The sequence below is a fragment of the Amycolatopsis sp. NPDC039088 genome, from assembly GCF_055598845.1.
In genome coordinates this window covers 1-19,964 of the sequence record NZ_JBVKAE010000054.1, presented here as the reverse complement: position 1 = coordinate 19,964, position 19,964 = coordinate 1, and the positions used below count along the sequence as shown (strand labels likewise).

Sequence of the window (19,964 nt, the reverse complement as noted above, 5' to 3'; positions counted from 1 at the left end):
CGGTGATCCTGGCCGAAGAACGCGCGGCGGTCTGTGAATTCGCCCGCCGGATGACCACGGACGGACTCGTGGTCGGCACGTCCGGCAACGTCTCCGCGAGGCAGGGCGATCTGGTCGCGGTGACCCCGACCGGGGTCGACTACGCCGGGCTCCGGCCGGAAGACGTGCCGGTGGTCCGCCTCGACGGCGAGGTCGTCGACGGCTCGCTCAAACCGACCAGCGAACTCCCGATGCACCTCACCGTGTACCGGGAAGCGGCGGACCCGGACGGTAAGGCTGTCTCCGCCGTGATCCACACCCATTCCGTGCACGCCACGGCCGTCTCCACCCTCGTCGACGAGGTGCCGCCGATCCACTACATGCTCGCCGCGATCGGCCCGACTGCCCGCGTCGCGTCCTACGCGACGTACGGCACCGAAGAGCTCGCCAAGGCCATGCTGGAGGCCTTGGAAGGCCGCCGAGGCTGCCTGCTGGCCAACCACGGCACGATCACCTTCGGCGACGGCCTCGGCTCCGCGTACAGCCGGGCCCAGCAGCTCGAATGGGTCTGCCAGGTCTGGCTGACGGCGCGGGCGGCGGGAACACCGAACCTGCTCCCGCCTGCCGAGATCGAGCACGTCGTGGAGAAACTCCGCGGCTACGGACAGCGTTAGGAGGCCGCCGGTTCCGCTTCGAAGTCCATGCCGTCCACGGCGTGCACCGCGTCGAGGAGTTCGACGACCGTCGGATCGTCGACGGCTTCCTTGATGCATTGCCACAGCTGAAGATTCGCCAGCGCCCAGCGGGAGTAGGTCTCCGCGGCCTTCGGGTTGTAGAAGTAGTAGCCACTGTCGTGGACGTCCCGCTGCTCGCCGACGATCTTGTGCGCCAGTTCGCGCAGGCTCAGTCCGTTCTCCCGCAGGTAGCGGTGAGCGAGCACGACGGGCGTCACCGGCAGCGCCTTGAACAGCGTGTCGGCGTCGCTCAACGCCTGCGCCTCCAGCGAGATGTGACGGCCGCGGGTGGCCATTTCGGCCTCGTCGACGATGTCGTCGATCCACCGCGCCACGGTGTCCTCGACACCGCACTCCTGCAGGATGCCCATCCGGAGGTCTCGCCCGGCGGCCGCGGGGGAGTTCCGGAGCACGATGTAGTTCACGTCGTGCACCAGGGCCGCCACCTCGACGACGGTGCGATCGGCACCGTTGTGTTCGGCGAATCCCGCGGCCTTCGCCCGGACGAAACTCACGTGGTGCCAGCCGTGGAACTGCAGTTTGTCCGCATATCTCCAGCACAGTTGCCGGACGCGTTGCTCGACGGCGTCAATGGTCTGGGAAGGAATCGTGCTCTTTCGCGCGCGCATACACCTCTCCGATCCCGCTTACGGGTGGAGTAATGGTATGCGCCTTCGGCGGCGGTGTGTAGTTAGATGCGGGCGGCCAGGTCCCCCAATCGGACCTCGACCGGAACGTGACGATGCCCGATTCCGGTCTTCGGGTCATAGGAAAGACTGAACTCGCTTACGGGGCGTGATTTCACCAAAAACGTCATAGTCCCTTCGGTGGCTTCGGGAATCCGATGGAACTCGTCCGCGTACATGACGCCTACCGACCCCGCCTGACACAGCGTGCTACGTCGTAACCGAACCGATGTGATCAATCCGGAGAGTTGATCTCGCAGGGTCGAGTAACGCTCGTGGACATAGTTACCGCGGAGGAGCGTGGTACAGAAGTGATATCTGTGGTTGTGCACGGAGTCGGCGTAACCTTCGCGCCAGTCCTCCGGTGCCTTGTACTCGTGAAGCCAGATCGAAAAGGGATCCGTCGGGGAGTCGAGCAGGCACCAGGCGAAGTGGGTGGTCGTTTCCCGGGATCGTCCGAGTACCGCGCTCGCCTCGTCCGGGCTCAGCGAATCCAGATGCCGCCGAAGATCGGTGCGCAGATCCGGTCTCGAGGTCCAGTCCCGGAAGATCTCGTCGACGACTTGCCAATGCTGCGCCAGCGGAAGATCCGTGGTGCGGAGCAATGCGGCCAGCTGGGTGAGGGGGGACAAACGAGTGAGCAACTTCAGCTCCTCAGTTCTAGTGCTCTTCGGCGCCGAGACGTCAGGGTTTCAGCTCGGCGAGTGTGGTGAACTCCTTCCGGAAGGCGTGGAATTTCGCTTCCAGGTCCAGGAAGTTCTCTTCGGACAGGGGAGAGCCGGTGATCTTTTCGTACAGTGCCAGGAAATCCGCCCTCGTCGTCGAGGTGGAGATGCGGAAGTGCCGCCCGAAACGGGATTGGGACACCCGCAGGAATTCCGAGCGTTCCTTGTTGTACAGGAAGGAACCTTCGCTGAACCGCAACGTTCGCGGATACAGCGTGGTCGCGCCGCGGATGTCGCTGTACAAGGTCACCCAAACGCTCTCGTCGAAGACTTCGAGCCGGTCCAGCGGCGGATCGGCGACGACGGTGATGTCCACCAGCGAGCACCGGCTGCGGGCCAGGAACAGCCCGACCAGGCCGATGCTGATCTCGTCGTCGAGCCGCTTTTGGATCGTCTCGTAGTCCATGCCCGCTTCTTCGCTGCGCAGGAGATACCGCGCCCTGCCGCTGATGGCGCCCTCGTCGCGTGGGTCGGCGATGACCACGCGAAGTTCCCTTTCGGTGCGGGACAACAGCAATCGGGCCGCGGCATGCCTGCCGGAGAAGCCGCGGAAGAAGTAGTGCCGGGTCACGGCGAGGTCTTCGGTCATGACCCGGTTGAACAACGGATCCGGGTCGGTGGTCGCCTCGAAGACGTGGGTGGGGAAGAATTCCTTGTTGAGCGAACGGTATTCGGCGCTGAGCGCTTCCAGCGCGCGGCGGCTCTCTTCGATCACCGGGGTCACCATCGCGCGTTGTGACGCGGTGGCGGTGATCAGGGTCTGGCCGAAGCCGACCACCGCGGAGATTAGCGTGCCGGTGCCCAGTGAAGTGAGCAGCGTTCTGCCGGCGCCGGGATCCATCATGCTGGAGATCCACAGGCTGAGGCCCGCGACGACGACCAGTACGGTGAGCAGCAGACTCGTCCTGGTCCAGAAGATCTCTTGCAGTGGGGTACGGCGGAGCCGGTCGGCTTCCGCGGGCACGGGGGTCACCTCCTTGATCCGCACTCGAACGGACGAACGCATTGCGTATCGGTTCGAGTGCGGGGAGTTACTCTACGCGCATCGTGACAATGTCGAAATAAGAAATTCGGGGGAAAGGTCCCAACAGCGAGCGTGACGCTCGGCGATACCGCTTTCGCATCGGAGGTTTCGCCGGATCACGGAAAAACCACTCACGGAGCGTGTGGAAGGATTCCTTCGTACCACGCGGGACCGGGTGTCGCCGACGAGAGTGTTTCGACAACGGCCGAAGACGGTGTGGTGTACACGGTGGGGAAGTCGATCTCGCCTCGTGCGGGGTCGAGTGTCCACGCGAGCCGCTCATCTTCCAGGTAAAAATGGGCGTCCGCACCATTTTTGTTACCCCTCGGGTCGAGCCGGATCCACCGGTCCAGACCAGCGAGGTACACGCCGTTGAGCCCGTGCAGGACGCCGATCCGTTGATAGCAGAACCCGGCAGGGATGCCCTGGCTGCGAAGCAAAGCGGCCAGCAGATGGGCCTTCGCGTAGCAGAGGCCCACCCGCTCGCGCAGAACCTCCGAGGCCATAAGAGTGACGCGAGAATCGGCGGCGTCCACCGTATGGGCGATGTCGTCGCGCACGAAGTGAAACATCGAACGAATCACGTCGACCTCGGTGCCGCCGGTCGGTACCAGTCCGTCAGCCATTTCGCGGATCAGCGGATGCTCGTGATCGACGACCGCGTCGGCGACGAGATAATCTTCGAGCCGCTCGGATTCGATCTCCAGCGTGATTCCCATGCGCTGGATTATGCGCCGGCACCGTGCAGGACGGTGTCGACGGCCTCTTCGAGGAATTTCGGACCGGCTTCGCCGCCGCGTAGCAGCAGCCTGAACCAGATCGCTCCCGCGAGCAGATCCATCACCATGACCGGTTCGACGCCGTCGCGTAGTTCGCCTCTCGCGGCGGCGCGTTCGAAGATCGGCTCTTCCCGCGCCATCCGGTCAGCGAAGAAGCTTCGTGACACCTCGCCGAGTTCCGGGCGGCGGGGGCCCGCGGTCAACGTCGCCGTGACGACCGGCGCCGTGTGCTCCGACGTCAGCAACCGGTGGATTTGTGTTGCCACCGCGAGGAGATCGCCGCGGAGGCTGCCGGTGTCGGGGACGTCGACGGCGAACAATCCCGAATCGCGCAGGGCGGCGGCCAGGAGTGCGTCCTTCGACGGCCACCACCGGTACAGCGTCGTCTTGTTGACGCCGGACCGGGCGGCGACGGCCTCGATGGCGAGCTTGTCGTAACCGTGCTCGGCCAGCAGTTCGAGAGTGGCGGCGAAGATCGCCTCAGCCTTACGGGGACCGTTCTGGACGCTCACCCGCGAAGAATACAACGCACCGTTGCGTTGCGTGGAGGACGCGGGTACTTTGCAACGCAACGGTGCGTTGCATTCAGGAGGTAGTCCATGGTCCCCGTCGTCTTCGTCCACGGCATCCGGCTCAGCCGCGCCGCCTGGGCTGAGCAGCTCGAACTGCTCGGACATCCCGCGAGAGCGGTCGATCTCCCCGGCCACGGCACCCGTCGCGGCGAGCGGTTCACTCTGGCCGCGGCGGTGGACGCGGTCGTCGAAGCCATCGACGAACCCGCGCTGGTGGTCGGGCACTCCCTCGGCGGCTACGTCGCGATCGCCGCGGCGGCACGATATCCGGAACGCGTCGCGGGCCTCGTCGTCGCGGGCTCGACCTACCTGCCCGGCAGGACACTGGAGACACCGTTCCGCGTCGCGCACCGCTTGCTCATGCGATTGCCGGACCAGGGTGAGCGACTCAGCCGATGGCAGTTCGAGAGTGTGCTTCCGCCGGAACTCGCCCAAGCCGTGATCGACGGCGGCATCGCGACCGAGGTGATCCCGGACGTCGCCAAGACCTTCGCCGGCTTCGACGTGCTCGCCCAGCTCAGGACCTACCCGGGCCCGACGTGGCTCATCAACGGCTCACGCGACCACTTCAGGCGGCATGAGCGCCGGTTCCTTGACATCTGCGCCGACGGACGGCTCATCACCGTGCCGAAGGCGGGGCATTACCTGCCGATGGTGCGCGGTCAGGAGTTCTCGCGCCTGGTGCTCGACGCGGCACGCAGCCTGTCGAGCTCCACGGTCAGCTCGGAACGCAGCGAGTCGTGCTCAGGGCCCAGCGAGGCCGTCGCCCAGTTTTCCACCGGGTAGAGCCAGACGGGCCGCCCGACCACGTCCGCCGGCTCCCAGTCGTAACGCGGCCAGACATGGGCGTGCAGAAAGGGATCCGTGTTGCCGAGGATCTCCATGTTCACACGACGGAAGCCGGAATCGCGCCGAGCGCACACCTTTTCGACTGCTTCACCGAGCGAATCCATGTCCGCCAAGAACTCCAGCCGTCGCGCCCGCGGCAGATCGGTCAACCGGCCGACGCCGGGAGTGTCGGTCAGCAGGACACAGTAACCCGGCAGGAACTGCGTATCGCCGATCACCGCGAAGCCCGCGTCCAGCCGTCGCAGCACGGTCGGATTTTCGCCTCGCAGCGCCGACCCGATCCGGTCCCGCTTCCAGCCGTCGGTCATGCGCCCACGCTAGCCGACCGGCAAAAGCGAGCCCTCCGCGTCGGTGAATCGAGTGGCCAGCCTGACCGGCGCAGGGTGCGGCGCCAGGACGATCGAGGCGTACGGGGTCGAGGTCAGCCCGGACGCGTAGTTGGTCTGCAGATGCACGCTGACATGCACGTTCCGGTCGGCGGGGATCTCGAAGGTGATCGAACCCCACGAGACCACGTACTGCCTGCCGTCGATACTCGCCAACGGCACGTAAAGGCGCACCGCGTTCATGCTGACAGGCGGTACATCGATGGTGAGCAATCGTCGCTTGCCGGTGTGGTTGTCGACGTACGGGATCACGCCGGGCTGGGTGGCCAGATCGGTCGGTTCGGTCATTCTCCGGGCTCCCTCAGAACTGGTAGTACAGGAACGGGCTGAAGGTGCCGGTCGCGATCAGGATGGCCGCGTACACCAGCCCCACGGTCATCACGCCGATCCGCAGCGCGGTGGCCGGGCGGCTTCGTGAGGACTCCAGCAGCGGCCCGGTCACCGGATGCGCGGGCAGGAACACGATCGCGAGCGCGCACAGCAGGATGATCAGCCGCTGGTTGGTCACCGCGCCCTCGACGACGTCGGTGAGGCCGGTGAAGTCCGGCAGCACCATGTGCCCGATCATGCCGAGTGCGTGCGGCAGGTCCTTGGCGCGGAAGAACACCCACCCGAAGACGACGAGCACGAGCGTCAGCGCGCGGCGCCCGATGCGGGCGGCCTGGGTCTTCGGGGTGACGTCGTAGCCGAAAGCGCGTTCCACGATCAGCAGCGCGCCGTGGTAGATGCCCCAGATCAGGAACGTCCACTGCGCGCCGTGCCAGAACCCGGTCAGCACGAACACGATGCACAGGTTCCGGTACGTATGCCCGGCGCCGGTGCGGTTGCCGCCCAGCGGGATGTAGACGTAGTCGCGGAACCAGCGGGACAGCGACATATGCCAGCGTCGCCAGAACTCGGTGATGGTCACCGACGAGTACGGCCGCGCGAAGTTCTCCGGGAGCCGGAAGCCGAGCATGCGGCCGAGCCCGATCGCCATGTCGGAGTAGCCGGAGAAGTCGAAGAACAGCTGAAGGGTGTATCCGATCGCGCCGAGCCAGGCGATCGCGAAGGTCATCTGATCCGATGGGGTGTTGAAACACGCGTCCACCATCGGGCTGAGCGAGTCCGCGATGATCGTCTTCTTGCACAGCCCGAGCGCGAACCGCGGGAACCCGGCCGCGATGTCGTCGAGGCGGTGTGACCGCTGTTGCGGCAGCTGGTCGGCGATCTCGCGGTACCGCACGATCGGCCCGGCGACCAGCTGCGGGAACATCGCGATGTACGCGGCGAACGACACCGGATTGCGCAGCGCGCGGCGTTCACCGCGGTAGATGTCCACCACGTACGAGATGTGGTGGAACGTGTAGAACGAGATGCCGATCGGGATGACCAGGTCGGCCACCGGGAAACCGCCGCCGAACCAATGCGTCACGGCCGCGATCTGCTGCGTCGCGAACCCCGCGTACTTCCAGATCAGCAGCATGCCGACGTTGAGGCCGATGACGCCGAGCAGCAGCCGCTTGCGCCGTTTGTTCTGCAGGTCCCAGGCGTTCGGCTCCAATGCGGGCCCGGCCAGGAAGTTGACCACCATGCAGCCGATCAGCACCAGCGTGTACGGCCCGGCGCCGGTGGCGTAGAAGATCAGGCTGCCGACCGCGACGATGCCGTTGCGCCAGCTGCGCGGGCACACCAGGACGGCGAGCAGTACCGCCGGCATGAAGTACCACAGGAACAGCGGCGAAATGAACGACATCGGTGCGGGGTCCCCCAGGGCGGTTACACGTTATCCGCTGGTGACCCTAGCCTGCGCGCCCCGCACCTTGTCGACGAACTGCGGGGTCAGACACGTCCCGCGAGGCGGCGGCGGCGCGCCACCTCGGCCAGGAGCACGCCCGCCGCGACCGACGCGTTGAGCGACTCGACACCGGCCGCCATCGGGATCGACACGGTCGCGTCGCAGGTCTCCTTGACCAGCCGGGAAAGGCCGCGGCCCTCCGAGCCGAGCACGATGACCAGCGGGTCCGCCGCGACATCCAGTTTGTCGATGTCGACCGAACCGTCCGCGTCGAGGCCGACGACCATCATGCCGTCTTCCTTCCACGCCTTCAGCTGACGGGTGAGGTTGGTCGCGACGGCGATCGGCAGTTTGGCGGCGGTGCCGGCGGAGGTCCGCCACGCGACCGCGGTCATGCCCGCGCTGCGCCGCTCCGGGAGCAGGACGCCGTGCGCGCCGAACGCGGCGGCCGAGCGGATCACCGCGCCGAGGTTGCGCGGGTCGGTGACGCCGTCGAGCGCGACGAACAGCGGCGTGTTGCCCGAGTCCTTCGCCGCCGTCATCAGGTCACCGGGGTGCGCATACTCGAACGGCGGCACCTGCAGACCGAGGCCCTGGTGCATGGCCCGGTTGGTCTTGCGGTCGAGTTCCTCGCGCGGGATCTCGAGGATCGAGATGCCCTTGTCGCCGGCGAGCCGGACGGCCTCGTTGACGCGGTCGTCGATCTCGATGTTCACCGCGACGTACAGCGCGGTGGCCGGCACGTCGGCGCGCAGCGCCTCGACGACCGGGTTGCGGCCGGCGATCAGTTCCGGCTTGTCGGCCTTCTTCTGCCGCGCCTGTTCCTTGCGGTCACGGGCGTTCGACATGCGGTACGCCTTGTGCCCTGGCCGGTCCTCGGCCTTGGGGGTCGGGCCCTTGCCTTCCAGGCCCTTCCGGCGCTGGCCGCCGGAACCGACGACCTGACCCTTCTTCGTGCCGGGCTTGCGAATAGCGCCCTGGCGCCGGGAGTTGCCTGCCATCAGTGAGAATCCTTGAGCTAGAAACCGAGTAAGTGTCAGACGTCCTTGACGGTCCACTGTGGACCGTTCGGGGTGTCTTCCACCACGATGCCCGCCTGCTGGAGGCGGTCACGCGCGGCGTCCGCGCGGGCGAAGTCCTTCTCGGCGCGGGCCTGCTGCCGTTCGGCGAGCAGCCCTTCCACGAGTTCGGACAGCGCCTGCCGGGTGGGCGTTTCGTTGCCGCCCGCCTCGGACCAGCGCGCGGAGAGCGGGTCGAGGCCGAGCACGTCGACCATCGCGCGCACGGAGGCGGCGATTTCGAGTGCCTTGGAATTGTCGGCTGCGTCAAGGGCCGCGTTACCGTCGCGGACCGTGTTGTGCAGCACTGCGAATGCCTGGGGGGTGGCCAGGTCGTCGTCGAGCGCGGCGGCGAACCCGACCGGGATCTCGCCGAGGTGGACCGTTCCGGCGATCCCCGCCGTGCGGCGGAGGAACTGCTCGATTCGCCGGTAGCCCTGCGCGGCTTCGGTGAGTGCTCCGTCGGAGTACTCGATCGTCGACCGGTAATGCGGCTGGACCAGGTAGTACCGCAGTTCGGGCGCCCGGTAGTTCTTGAGCATCTCCGGGATCGAGACCGTGTTGCCCAGCGACTTCGACATCTTTTCGCCGGACAAGGTCACCCAGGCGTTGTGCAGCCAGAACCGCGCGAACGGGTCACCCGCCGCGTTGGACTGAGCCCGCTCGTTCTCGTGGTGCGGGAAGACCAGGTCGACGCCGCCGCCGTGGATGTCGAACTCGGCACCGAGGTACGCCGTCGCCATCGCCGAGCATTCGAGGTGCCAGCCGGGACGGCCGGGGCCCCACGGCGTCGGCCACGACGGCTCGCCCGGCTTCGCGCTCTTCCACAGCGTGAAGTCGCGCGGGTCGCGCTTGCCCTCGCCGAGGCTCTCGCCCTGCTGGACCTCGTCGAGCTTCTGTCCGGACAGGTCGCCGTAGCCGTCGAACGCCTTGACCGAGAAGTACACGTCGCCGCCCGAGGCGTACGCGTGCCCGCCGTCGATCAGCCGCTGCATCAGCTCGACCATCTGCGTGACATGCCCTGTCGCCCGCGGGGCGATCGAAGGCGGAAGGCAGCCGAGCGACTCGTACGCCGACTCGAAGGCGCGCTCATGCGTCGCCGCCCACTCCCACCAGGGACGATCCGCGTCGGCGGCCTTGGTGAGGATCTTGTCGTCGATGTCGGTGACGTTGCGGACCATCAGCACGTCGAGTCCACTGTGGACGAGCCAGCGGCGCAGGACGTCGTAGTTCAGCGCGCCGCGGACATGGCCGATATGCGGGATGCCCTGCACGGTGGCACCACACACGTACATGGACGCCGTTCCGCTACGGGCGGGGTGGAATTCCCGCACGCTCCGGGTCGCGGTGTCATAGAGGTGTAGTGCCACCCTAAAAGGGTACGGGGTCCGCGTGAGCGGCGTCGCAGTGACCGTATTACAGCACGTTATGGGCCCGCAGGGCGCTGAGGAGAGCGTCCGGCCGCTCAGTCGTCGGCAGCGGCTCTACCAGCGCGAACGCGCAGCCGATCTCGCGTGCGGCGCCGTCGGCCTCGTCGCTGTCGCCGACCATGAGCGTTTCCGCCGGGTCGACGCCGAGCCGCTCGACGGCCGTGCGGAAGATCTCCGGCTCCGGCTTCACGGCCCCGACCTCGAACGACAGGATGAACTCGTCGACGAAGGCGTCCCAGCCCCGTCGGCTGAAGGCCGGCCGGATGTCGAAGGCGATGTTGCTCAGCACCCCGAGCTTCATGCCCTTGCCGGAGACGCCCTTGAGGACGGTCTCGGTGTCCGGGTACGGCGTCCACTGGGTGGGATCGATCAGCCGGGTGTAGAGCGAGACGGCCTGGTCGGCGTGCGGGACGCCGGACTGCTTGAGGACCTCGAGGTACACCTTGCGGTGCAGCACCGGGTCGCGGTCGCGGTTGTGCCAGGCGTGCAGATGTTCCTCGTCGAGATCGACGACCTGGCCGACCGGTGCGGTCATCCGGCGCATCAGTTCGGTCTGTGCCTCGACGTCGAGGGCCTCGCCCTCGTGGTCGGTGAGGTCGGCGAGCCAGGTCTCGTCCTGCTCGAGCCGGAAGATCGTGCCGGAGAAGTCGAACAACACAGCGCGAAAGGTCACGAACCCCACATTAGCCACGATCGTGGGTCCTTCGCCTCTCCCCGCGTGTGAGATGAAAGGACCTTTCCTTGCAAAATTTGCAAGGAAAGGTCCTTTCATGGCGCGCGCCCCAGGGTCAGGCGGCGTTGCCGGTGATCTTGGTCGGCGTGATCCGGACCAGCACGCGGACGACGTCCGCCGGCTCCTCGGGGTAGTCCTTGCCGAGATACTTGTGCGAGAGCTCGTTGATCAGCTCGCGCCCGCCCTCTTCGGTCATCTCCACGGTCCCGCGGATCTCGACGTAGTCGTACGGGTTCTCCTGGTCGAACACCGACACGGACACCCGCGGCTCCCTGGCCATGTTCCGCTCCTTGAGACGGCCGCGGACGGTCGCGAAGATCACCGTGTCACCGTCCCGCTTCGCCCACAGCACGGACGTCTGCGCGGAGCCGTCGGCGTTGATGGTGGCGAGGACGGGAAAGTTGTTACCGTCGAGGAGTTTCTTGGTCGCGTCGTTGAAAGTCACACCCATGGCGAGAGCCTAATCAACGAACGTTCCCGGCGATCCTGTCCACCCGCAGTCGGACGATCACCCGCTCGACCTCCGGGCCCTCCGGCGGCGGGTCCTGGCCGAGGTACTTGTGGCTCAACGCCTTCGGCAGTTCCCTGCCGGGGTCCGGGGTGATCGTGACCGTGCCCCGCAGCTGCGTGTGCCGGTACGGGTTCTCGGCGTCGGTGATGGACACGCTCGCGCGCGGATCGCGCCGCAGGTTCCGTACCTTCAGCCGGTCTTCGGTTGCGCTGAAGACCAGATCGCCGTCGTCGAGGCCCACCCAGATGACCGAGGTCTGCGGGCCGCCGTCGGCGTCCAGCGTGGCCACGGTCGCGAAGTTCTTGCCGTCCACCAGTTCGCGGACCGGTTCGGGAAGTGTGACTGCCATGACAGGACAGAACCGGTCTCCGGCGGGCCCTATTCCTGCGAGGGCAGGAGCAACGCCGTCGCGAACGCGGCGATCCCTTCCCCGCGTCCGGTCAGGCCGAGTCCGTCGGTCGTCGTCCCGGACACGCTCACCGGTCCGCCGACGGCCTCGCTCAGCACCTTCTGCGCCTCTTCGCGACGCTTCCCGACGCGCGGCGCGTTGCCCACGATCTGGACGGTCGCGTTACCGACGGTCCAGCCGCCCGCCTCGACCAGGCGCCGCGCCTCGGCGAGGAACTCGACGCCGTGCTTGCCCGCCCATCGCGGATCGCCGGTGCCGAAGACCGCGCCGAGGTCACCGAGCCCGGCCGCGGACAGCAGCGCGTCGCACAGCGCGTGCGCCGCGACGTCACCGTCGGAATGCCCCGCGCAGCCGTCGACGCCGGGCCAGAGGAGACCGGCGATCCAGCATTCGCGGCCTGCCTCGACGGGGTGGACGTCGACGCCGTTTCCGATCCTCACAGGGTTTCCTCTTTCCCGGCGGAAGCGATCGCCTCGGCCAGTTTCACTTCGAACGAGTTGGTGACCCGCATCGCGTCGGGGTGCCCGGCGATCGTGTGCGCGCCGTCGAGGGACGGTTTGTCGACATAAGAGAGAAAAGTCTCACGAGTGAAGCCGAGCGGGGTTTGCGCCGTGCGCAGATAGGCGCGGTCTTCCGTGCCCGTGATCACTTTTGTCGCGTCGGTCACCTTCACGGTGTCGGCCATCGGCAGTACGGGAACCACCGAAGGCGAACCCGCACGGACCGCGTCCGCGACGGCACGGACGGTGTCCACCGGCGTGAAAGCCCGCAAAGCGTCGTGCACGAGAAAGACGGGATTTCCGGCGATGTCATTTTCGACGGAGTCGAAAACATGGCGGAGTGATGAGCCGGGTACTATCCGGCAACGCTCCGGGAAGTCGAGCAGAGCGGCCGAAAACAACTGAGCACACCGCTCGGGGGCCGCCACGATGACCAGATCGAGATCCGGCAGCGTGAGCAGCCCCCGCACGGTGTGCGTGAGTAGTGCTTCACCATTGACCGGCGCCAGAGCGAGCTCCGCGTCGGAGGCATGGTGATGAACGGCAGTGACGAACACGATCGTGCTCATATGGACGGTGCTCATATGTGCGCGATCGTAGAGGTATCCCCCGCAGCCTCACCTGGCGCGGGATACCCGCAGGTTCAGACTGCCGCGGTTTCCAGAACTTCGTCGAGGAGGACTTCAGCCTTGTCCTCGTCGGTGCCCTCCGCGAGCGCGAGCTCGCTGACCAGAATTTGCCGCGCCTTCGCCAGCATGCGCTTCTCGCCGGCTGAAAGTCCGCGGTCCTTCTCTCGCCGCCAGAGGTCGCGCACCACTTCGGCCACCTTGTTCACATCGCCGGAGGCGAGCTTCTCGAGGTTGGCCTTGTACCGACGAGACCAGTTAGTGGGCTCTTCGGTGTGCGGAGCACGCAGAACGTCGAAAACCTTGTCCAGTCCTTCTTGCCCGACGACATCGCGAACGCCGACGATCTCGGCGTTGTCAGCGGGCACGCGAACCGTAAGATCCCCTTGCGCGACTTTGAGGACGAGGTACTTCTTCTCCTCGCCCTTGATCACGCGGGTCTCGATGGCTTCGATGAGTGCGGCACCGTGGTGCGGGTAGACGACGGTCTCTCCGACCTTGAAAACCATGTGTCCTCTGCCCCTTTCGCTGAATTCATCTTAGCACGTGCCGACGAGGCCCACCTAGCGACCCGCGATCGTCGTCGCAGGTCAGCGGCCTGACGGTGGTCCGCCCGGGGGTTGACAAACTCAATTCGCCCATGCTCATGCAGGTGAGAAGCGAACGATTTCCAAATCCTTTGTGGACGGTTGATCTTGGGCATGTCACCGCATTGGTGGCGTGTCAACACGCACCGGGTTCTCCGCCTCCGAAGCCGCCCGGCTAGTCTTCGCGGTGAAGAGGCCGTGAGATGGAAGGACTCCGACGTGAGGCTGCAGAATCGTCGCGTGTTCGGCGCAGGTGTGCTGGCGCTCGGCGCCGCGCTCGTGCTCGCCGGCTGCGGTGCTGGTCAGATCACCCAGACCGACTCGCAGCAGCCCGCGGTCAACGGGACGTACGCGCAGGCGAAGGAGCTGGTGCTGCGGAACGCCGCGCTCCAGTTCCCGGAGGAAGGGCAGGCGTACCCGGCCGGAGCCGCCGCGCCGCTGACGCTGACCATCGTGAACCAGGGCAAGCAGGACGACGAGCTCGTCTCGGTCACCTCCGACGCCGCCACCGGTGACGCCAAGATCTCGGGAGCGAAGGCCATCGTCTCGAGCCACGCGCTCGTGATCGGCCCGTCCGACGCGGTCGAGTCGACCACGGAGGCCGCTCCGACGAGCGCCCCCTCCTCGGCGCCCCCGTCCTCCGGTGCCCCTTCCTCCTCGGGAGCCCCGTCCTCCTCTGGCGCCCCGTCGTCGAGCGCCGCCGGGACGGTCACGCCGTCGGTCGGCCCGGAGCCGTCCAACACGCCGGATCAGGTGGGCAAGGCCACGGTCGTGCTGCAGGGCCTGAAGCAGCCGGTGTGGGCGGGCCAGACCATCAAGGTCACCTTCGTCTTCAAGAACTCCGGTTCGATCACGCTGGAACTCCCGGTCGCGGCGCCGTCGCACCCGGGCAGCCGCGCGCCCGCGCCGGAGAAGCCCAAGGCCGAGGGCGGCGGGCACTAAAGTCTTTCGGAAGTACGTGAAGGCCCCCTTCATTGCGCTAGGCGCCGTGAAGGGGGCCTTCCCGTATCTGCGTCGGTCCCGGGGTTTGTCGGTGGTGGCCGCTAGCCTCGCGGGGTGGTCAAGAAGGGCAGTACCTACCGCTGCGGTGAATGCGGGTACGAGGCGCCGAAGTGGGTCGGGCGCTGCCCGGAATGCCAGGCATGGGGAACGATCGAGGAACGCGGTACCGCCCGTCCCGCGATAGCCAGGGTCGCGGCGGGAGCGCCCAGTGCCCCGGCGCGCCCGATCGGCGAGGTCGACGTCGAGACGGCTCGCGCCAAACCCACCGGCGTCTCCGAACTCGACCGGGTGCTCGGCGGCGGATTCGTGCCGGGCGCGGTCATCCTGCTCGCCGGCGAGCCCGGTGTCGGCAAGTCAACGCTCCTGCTGGAGGTCGCCTACCAATGGGCGGCCACCGCCGGCCGCGCGCTGTACGTCACCGGTGAGGAGTCGGCGGGACAGGTCCGGCTGCGGGCCGAGCGCACCGGCAACGTCCACGACGAGATGTTCCTCGCCGCCGAGAGTGATCTTTCCGCGATCCTCGGCCACGTCGACGCCGTCAAACCCGGCGTCCTGATCGTCGACTCGGTCCAGACCATGGCGTCGCCGCAGGTTGAGGGCTCGCCAGGTGGGGTCACCCAGGTCCGGGCGGTCACCTCCGGGCTGGTCGCGCTGGCCAAGGAGCGCGGGTTGCCGATCGTGCTGGTCGGTCACGTGACGAAGGACGGCTCGGTCGCCGGGCCACGGGTGCTGGAGCATCTGGTCGACGTCGTCCTGCAGTTCGAGGGCGACAAACATTCGACGCTGCGGATGCTGCGCGGGATCAAGAACCGCTTCGGCGCCGCCGACGAGATCGGCTGCTTCGAACTGGTCGAAGAGGGCATCGTGGGCGTGCCCGATCCGTCCGGACTGTTCCTGAGTCACACCGCCGAGCCGGTCGCGGGCACCGCCGTCACGGTGACCATGGAGGGCAAGCGGCCGCTGCTGGGGGAGGTGCAGGCGCTCGTGTCGGCGACCCAGTCGCCGCAGCCCCGGCGCGCGGTGAGCGGCCTCGACTCGGCGCGGGTCGCGATGGTGCTGGCCGTGGTCGAGAAGCGGGCCAACATCAAGGTCGGCGACAAGGACGTCTACGTCGCGACGGTCGGCGGCATGAAGATCACCGAGCCGGGGATCGACCTGGCGGTGGTGCTCGCCCTGATCTCGTCGGCGAGGGACACCCCGCTTTCGCCCAAACTCGTCGCGATGGGCGAGGTCGGGCTCTCCGGTGAGGTCCGGCGGGTGCCGAGTGTCACGCGGCGGCTCGCGGAGGCCGCCCGGCTCGGCTACACCTACGCGCTGGTGCCGCCGGATTCCGGCAAGATCCCGCCGGGGATCCGGGTACTCGAAGTGGCCGACGTCGGAAGCGCGCTCAACGCCGCCAAACACGCCCGTTAGGGGCCGCTCTGGTCGGTGATCGCGACCGAGATCGTCGAGTCGAACAGGGTCAGCCCCGGCCAGCCCTCGTTGTCGCCGGAGGAGCGAACGGCGCGGTTCCTGACGACGGCAGCCGTCGCCCGGTCGACGATGAACGTGCGCGTCTGGTCCGGCAGCGCGACCGAGTAGGACAACGCGGGCCGTCCGTCGGGAGTGGCCACGGCCTCCGCGGTGATACCGGGCATGCTCGCGAGCGCTTTGCACAGCGCCACCCGGAGCGCGCCGAAGCCCTGCGATGAGCGGAGGACGTTGTAGGCCATCTCGAACATCTCAGGCGGCGAGTTCGGTCGTTCCGGTGAGCGCCCGTCCGGCCAGAGGCTGTCGTCGCGGAGCCGTTCGGACAGCTTCACCGGGTCGGTCGGCAGTCCGGCGAGGAACTCCGTGGTGGGAGCCGTCCAATCGCTTTCGGACGGCAGTTGGCGCCGGGTCGAAAGCGGTGGCGGTGGCGGCTCGGAGGTCGTGGCACGGGGTGGCGGCGGGGACGTGGTGGTGGTTCGCGGCGGCGGGGCCTGCTCCGTGCTGATCTGGGTCGAGGGGCCGGGAAGCGCCTCTCCCAAGGTCATCGCCGACTGGTAGTCGCCCTTGATCCAGCGGATCTCGCCGGTGCCGGTGAACCGGATCTTGGCAGGAGCCCGGGTGTGGAACGGCAGCCAGCGTTCGAGGATCTCGTGGGTCTGGTAGACGAGCCCGGTCTTGGTGACATGGGTGGTCCAGGTGGACTCCGTGACGAGCCGGTACTGGCCTCCCCGGAGCGGGAAGTCGTCGCCGTGGAGGGCGTCGAGCGCGGCGTCGCCAGGGGCGAGGGTCGAGTGAGCCGCGGTGTCCTGGCCGTTGTCGCCTGCCAAGACGTTCGTCGCGACGATCACCCCGCCGGACACCAGCGCGGCGGCGGCCGCGGCCGCGATCCAGCGCCACGAGCCCGGTCGTTTCCTCGCCGGTGACACGGAGACGGGGAGGAGCTCGTCCTCGACGTCCCCGGCCGCGCGAAGGAGCGCCGCCCTGGCGCGGGTCAGTTCGTCCTGCCGGGTTTCCGGTCCGGCGTGGAGGTCGGCCAGCGCTTCGTCGAGTTCGGCGTCGGACCACACCTTCCTGATGCTACCGCCGTCCACGTCCGGGTATCCCTTCTTCGTTCGAATCGTCCTTTGTGGACTCTGCTGTGATCTCCGGTGCGTTGGCGCGCAACCATCTTCTGATCCGGTGAAGCCGGGATCTGACCGTTCCGGCGGGAATGCCCAACGCCTCGGCGACTTCGCCGGGCTCCAGGCCAGCCCAGGAGACCAGGAGCAGGGTGTCGCGGTCCGCCACGCTCAAGCCGGCCAGCGCGCCCGCCAGCTGTGCCGCGCGGAACTGCGCGTCGACCCGTTCGGCGACGCGGCCGTCGTGCCCGGCCGAGACGCTCCGCTCGGCGGCCGCGAGCCGGGCCGTCGCGTTGAGCGCGCGGGTCTCGGTGCGGACGTGGTGCCGCAGCAGATTCGTCGCGATGCCGTACAGCCAGGCTCGTGCGGTCCCGGCCTCCGGGCGGTAGGTCTCCCGCCGCCGAAGCGCCACGAGGAAGGTCTCGGCGACGAGGTCGTGCGCGGTTTCGACGCCGACGCGGCGCGCGAGATAGCGCTGCAGCGGGGCCGCGTGGGCGTCGAAGAGCATGCCGAAGACGGGAGCGGGGTCGGGACCGCCGAGATCCGGCCGGTCCGGCCCCCGCGAGCCGGGCTGCTCGTGATCCTTTTTCATCACCTGCACGATCGCTCTTGCCCGATGACCCCTCGAGCGTTCACGCAACCCTACTTTCGTCGTGCGCTGATCGGGGAATGCCCAGGTGAGGGGGCAGACAAGCGGGGCCCGGAACGCGAAGATCGCCCTATCGGATATTCACCAACGAATATCCGAACTGGGGAAGGAATCTCATGCGTCGACTCAGGACGGCGGTCGTCGCCGCGCTCGCGGTGTCCGCACTGATCACCGCGCCGGCGATGGCCGTCGCTCAAGAAGACTATGTCGTGCCCGCGCCCGACTTCGTGAAATCGATGCCCGCGCCCGCCAAGGTCGAGGGCGTCAGGGCGGCCGCGGAGCTCAACATCCAGTATCAGATCCAGGAGACCGGCTACTGGTGCGGCCCGGCGGCCACCCGGATCGCGATCTCGGCCAAGAACGGCAACCCGCCGAGCCAGCAGCAGCTCGCGAACGAGCTGCCGACCAGCACCAACGGCACCGACTGGATCGGACAGGTCACCCGCGTCCTCAACAACCACATCGGGGGCGGCTGGTACGAGACCAAGGAGATGCCCAACGACCCGCCGACCCAGGCGCAGCGTGACCTCCTGTGGCGCGACATCGTGCTGGACGTCAACAACGGCTACGCGATCGTCGCGAACATCGTCGCCCCGGCGAACAACCACCCGCCGGGCTACCCGAACTACACGATCTACCACTACTTCACGATCATCGGCTACAACGCCGACAACATGACCGTGAAGATCGCCGACCCGGCCAACTTCGGCGGTAACCAGATCTACTGGCTCACCTTCAACCAGCTCGCCACCCTGATCCCGCCGAAGGGCTACTCGGCCTGACCCTGGATGCGTTTAGTCCTCTACTTGCGGTAGTTGCCACGCGCAACTACCGCATTTAGAGGACTAAACGCGGGTTGTACGAATCTTGTACGGGAAGGGACGAAACTGGCGATATGCGCATCAAGACGCTCGGTCTGCTGGCCGCCACGATGCTGGCCCTCATCGCCGCGCCGGCACAAGCCGCCGACGGCAACCCCCTTGAGAAGACCAACGGCTTCTACACCGACCCGAACTCCAACCCCGCCGTCTGGGTGAGGGACCACCCGGGCAGCACCGCAGACAAGATCAAGGCCGCCATCTCCACCAAGGCGGGCGCGCGCTGGTTCGGCAACTGGAGCGGGAACATCAAGACCGCGGTCGACGGCTACACCTATGCCGCCGACGTGGCGGACAAGCTGCCGATCCTGGTCGCCTACAACATTCCCGGCCGCGACTGCGGCGGTCACTCCGGCGGCGGCGCCGGCAGCCCGGACGCGTACCGGACCTGGATCTCGAACTTCGCCGACGGCATCGGCGGCAAGCCCGCGGTCGTCGTCATCGAACCGGACGCACTGGCCCAGCTCGACTGCCTGCCGACCGGTGAGCGCCAGACCCGCCTCGACCTGCTCAAGTTCGCCGCGGAGCAGTTCGCCGCGAAGGCCCCGAACACCTGGGCCTACATGGACGGTGGCAACTCGACCTGGATTCCCGCCGCCACCATGGCCGACCGGCTCAACGCCGTCGGCGTGAAGTCGATCCGCGGTCTCGCGATCAACGTGTCGAACTACAAGACCACCACCGACTCGGCGAACTACGGCAAGGCCGTCAGCGCGGCGCTGTCGAGCAAGTACGGCTACACCAAGCCGTTCGTCATCGACACGAGCCGCAACGGCAACGGCCCGCTCGGCTCGGAGTGGTGCAACCCGGCCGGACGCAAGCTCGGGGCGACCTCGCAGACCGGCGGCGGCGCCGAGATGCTGCTCTGGGTCAAGGTGCCCGGCGACTCCGACGGCAAATGCGGGATCGCGCCGAACGTGGAAGCCGGTCAGTTCAGCCCCGACCTGGCCCTGCGCCTGATCAGCGGGACCTGACCCCACCACAAGCCCGTCGCGCCGGTTGTTCGTCTGTGGCCTCGTTCTCCCGAGAAGGCGAGTGTCACGACCCCTTGGACAGCAGCCGGCGCGACGCCTCCATTTCCTGGTCCGTGAAGGCCTCCTTGCCTACCTTCAGGGCAGGGTCCCGGCAAAGTCGCGGTCTTGCAGGTCAGGCGACTATTCCTGCACTGTCGCGGGGCTGCATGTGCCGGTCGTGGAGCTTGATCAACGGAGGGTCAGGGACACTCAACGTCCCTGATCTTCCGTTGATCAAGGTCGAGCCGAGGTGGGGCAGGGCCTGATTCTCGGTGCCAGTGGGGCTTCAGTGTCCACAAGGGACACCGCCGGCCGATCGACTGTCTGATTGATGCCGCTATATACGTTTCCGCGTGGGGTCGTGAGTGTTAATGAGGGTTATTGATCCGTAAGGCAAATGTGGCGTGGTCAGTCTGCGGCGTAGCGGACTTCTTCCTTGCCGAAGAAGGCTTTCACGTGGTCGGGTTGG

General features: G+C 67.3%; 23 protein-coding genes. 6 read left to right on the top strand and 17 right to left on the bottom strand.

All coding sequences use genetic code 11. The features are described 5' to 3' along the window. Positions 1-2 precede the first annotated feature (2 nt). Positions 3-653 carry a class II aldolase/adducin family protein gene (locus ACZ7KI_RS39835; protein ID WP_470278199.1) on the top strand — a complete coding sequence of 217 codons (651 nt, stop codon included), beginning with the start codon at positions 3-5 and terminating at the stop codon, positions 651-653. Here ACZ7KI_RS39835 and ACZ7KI_RS39830 read toward each other — a convergent pair. From ACZ7KI_RS39830 to ACZ7KI_RS39810, 5 genes are all read right to left on the bottom strand, one after another. Then, positions 650-1,342, bottom strand: coding sequence for an HD domain-containing protein (locus ACZ7KI_RS39830; RefSeq protein ID WP_470278178.1), 693 nt, complete (start codon positions 1,340-1,342; stop codon positions 650-652). The genes ACZ7KI_RS39835 and ACZ7KI_RS39830 overlap by 4 nt on opposite strands. Positions 1,343-1,404: 62 nt before the next feature. Beyond that, on the bottom strand, positions 1,405-2,043 hold the full coding sequence (locus ACZ7KI_RS39825) for a hypothetical protein (protein ID WP_061989289.1): 639 nt from the start codon (positions 2,041-2,043) through the stop codon (positions 1,405-1,407). A gap of 40 nt (positions 2,044-2,083) precedes the next feature. Continuing rightward, positions 2,084-3,130: a hypothetical protein gene (locus tag ACZ7KI_RS39820; protein WP_470278177.1), complete on the bottom strand. Its 1,047-nt coding sequence runs from the start codon at positions 3,128-3,130 to the stop codon at positions 2,084-2,086. Between the two features lie 149 nt (positions 3,131-3,279). Next, positions 3,280-3,867: a transglutaminase-like domain-containing protein gene (locus ACZ7KI_RS39815; protein WP_470278176.1), complete on the bottom strand. Its 588-nt coding sequence runs from the start codon at positions 3,865-3,867 to the stop codon at positions 3,280-3,282. 8 nt (positions 3,868-3,875) lie between these two features. Then, positions 3,876-4,439, bottom strand: coding sequence for a TetR/AcrR family transcriptional regulator (locus ACZ7KI_RS39810; protein WP_470278175.1), 564 nt, complete (start codon positions 4,437-4,439; stop codon positions 3,876-3,878). An 87-nt stretch (positions 4,440-4,526) separates the two neighbouring features. Between ACZ7KI_RS39810 and ACZ7KI_RS39805 the strand changes: the two genes are divergently transcribed. Further along, entirely contained in the window at positions 4,527-5,285 is a 759-nt protein-coding gene (locus tag ACZ7KI_RS39805; protein WP_470278174.1) for an alpha/beta fold hydrolase, read from the top strand. A 380-nt stretch (positions 5,286-5,665) separates the two neighbouring features. On the opposite strand, the gene ACZ7KI_RS39800 is transcribed toward ACZ7KI_RS39805, so the two are convergent. The 10 genes from ACZ7KI_RS39800 to ACZ7KI_RS39755 form a co-directional block, all read right to left on the bottom strand. Further along, on the bottom strand, positions 5,666-6,022 hold the full coding sequence (locus ACZ7KI_RS39800) for a hypothetical protein (RefSeq protein WP_470278173.1): 357 nt from the start codon (positions 6,020-6,022) through the stop codon (positions 5,666-5,668). A 13-nt stretch (positions 6,023-6,035) separates the two neighbouring features. Then, the gene (locus ACZ7KI_RS39795; protein ID WP_470278172.1) at positions 6,036-7,469 is read right to left on the bottom strand and encodes an MBOAT family O-acyltransferase; all 1,434 of its coding nucleotides are present in this window, start codon (positions 7,467-7,469) and stop codon (positions 6,036-6,038) included. 86 nt (positions 7,470-7,555) lie between these two features. After that, positions 7,556-8,512, bottom strand: a complete 957-nt coding sequence (gene rlmB / locus ACZ7KI_RS39790; protein ID WP_470278171.1) for a 23S rRNA (guanosine(2251)-2'-O)-methyltransferase RlmB — start codon at positions 8,510-8,512, stop codon at positions 7,556-7,558. A gap of 35 nt (positions 8,513-8,547) precedes the next feature. Continuing rightward, positions 8,548-9,939: a cysteine--tRNA ligase gene (cysS, locus tag ACZ7KI_RS39785; protein ID WP_470278170.1), complete on the bottom strand. Its 1,392-nt coding sequence runs from the start codon at positions 9,937-9,939 to the stop codon at positions 8,548-8,550. A gap of 46 nt (positions 9,940-9,985) precedes the next feature. Next, on the bottom strand, positions 9,986-10,672 hold the full coding sequence (locus ACZ7KI_RS39780; RefSeq protein ID WP_470278169.1) for an HAD family hydrolase: 687 nt from the start codon (positions 10,670-10,672) through the stop codon (positions 9,986-9,988). A gap of 115 nt (positions 10,673-10,787) precedes the next feature. After that, complete coding sequence (locus ACZ7KI_RS39775; RefSeq protein ID WP_470278168.1) at positions 10,788-11,183, bottom strand: PPOX class F420-dependent oxidoreductase; 396 nt, start codon at positions 11,181-11,183, stop codon at positions 10,788-10,790. Positions 11,184-11,196: 13 nt separating this feature from the next. After that, a complete protein-coding gene (locus tag ACZ7KI_RS39770) occupies positions 11,197-11,592 on the bottom strand; it encodes a PPOX class F420-dependent oxidoreductase (protein ID WP_470278167.1) in 396 nt (131 codons plus the stop codon). Between the two features lie 29 nt (positions 11,593-11,621). Further along, positions 11,622-12,092 (bottom strand): 2-C-methyl-D-erythritol 2,4-cyclodiphosphate synthase, encoded by a 471-nt coding sequence (ispF, locus tag ACZ7KI_RS39765; RefSeq protein ID WP_034310203.1) that lies wholly within the window; start codon positions 12,090-12,092, stop codon positions 11,622-11,624. Next, positions 12,089-12,736, bottom strand: a complete 648-nt coding sequence (locus tag ACZ7KI_RS39760) for an IspD/TarI family cytidylyltransferase (RefSeq protein WP_470278166.1) — start codon at positions 12,734-12,736, stop codon at positions 12,089-12,091. The genes ispF and ACZ7KI_RS39760 overlap by 4 nt, the downstream gene beginning before the upstream one ends. A gap of 59 nt (positions 12,737-12,795) precedes the next feature. After that, complete coding sequence (locus tag ACZ7KI_RS39755) at positions 12,796-13,287, bottom strand: CarD family transcriptional regulator (RefSeq protein WP_005165253.1); 492 nt, start codon at positions 13,285-13,287, stop codon at positions 12,796-12,798. 297 nt (positions 13,288-13,584) lie between these two features. On the opposite strand from ACZ7KI_RS39755, the gene ACZ7KI_RS39750 reads away from it, so the two are divergent. Together ACZ7KI_RS39750 and radA are read left to right on the top strand one after the other, a co-directional pair. Next, positions 13,585-14,307, top strand: a complete 723-nt coding sequence (locus ACZ7KI_RS39750; RefSeq protein ID WP_470278165.1) for a copper chaperone PCu(A)C domain-containing protein — start codon at positions 13,585-13,587, stop codon at positions 14,305-14,307. Positions 14,308-14,421: 114 nt separating this feature from the next. After that, positions 14,422-15,780, top strand: coding sequence for a DNA repair protein RadA (radA, locus tag ACZ7KI_RS39745; protein WP_465465159.1), 1,359 nt, complete (start codon positions 14,422-14,424; stop codon positions 15,778-15,780). Here radA and ACZ7KI_RS39740 read toward each other — a convergent pair. Both ACZ7KI_RS39740 and ACZ7KI_RS39735 read right to left on the bottom strand, forming a co-directional pair. Continuing rightward, complete coding sequence (locus ACZ7KI_RS39740; protein WP_470278164.1) at positions 15,777-16,928, bottom strand: CU044_5270 family protein; 1,152 nt, start codon at positions 16,926-16,928, stop codon at positions 15,777-15,779. The genes radA and ACZ7KI_RS39740 overlap by 4 nt on opposite strands. Next, a complete protein-coding gene (locus tag ACZ7KI_RS39735; RefSeq protein WP_470278163.1) occupies positions 16,915-17,556 on the bottom strand; it encodes an RNA polymerase sigma factor in 642 nt (213 codons plus the stop codon). The genes ACZ7KI_RS39740 and ACZ7KI_RS39735 overlap by 14 nt, the downstream gene beginning before the upstream one ends. 164 nt (positions 17,557-17,720) lie before the next feature. Between ACZ7KI_RS39735 and ACZ7KI_RS39730 the strand changes: the two genes are divergently transcribed. Then, positions 17,721-18,386 carry a C39 family peptidase gene (locus ACZ7KI_RS39730; protein ID WP_470278162.1) on the top strand — a complete coding sequence of 222 codons (666 nt, stop codon included), beginning with the start codon at positions 17,721-17,723 and terminating at the stop codon, positions 18,384-18,386. 113 nt (positions 18,387-18,499) lie between these two features. Continuing rightward, positions 18,500-19,456, top strand: a complete 957-nt coding sequence (locus ACZ7KI_RS39725; protein ID WP_470278161.1) for a glycoside hydrolase family 6 protein — start codon at positions 18,500-18,502, stop codon at positions 19,454-19,456. Positions 19,457-19,964: the final 508 nt, after the last annotated feature.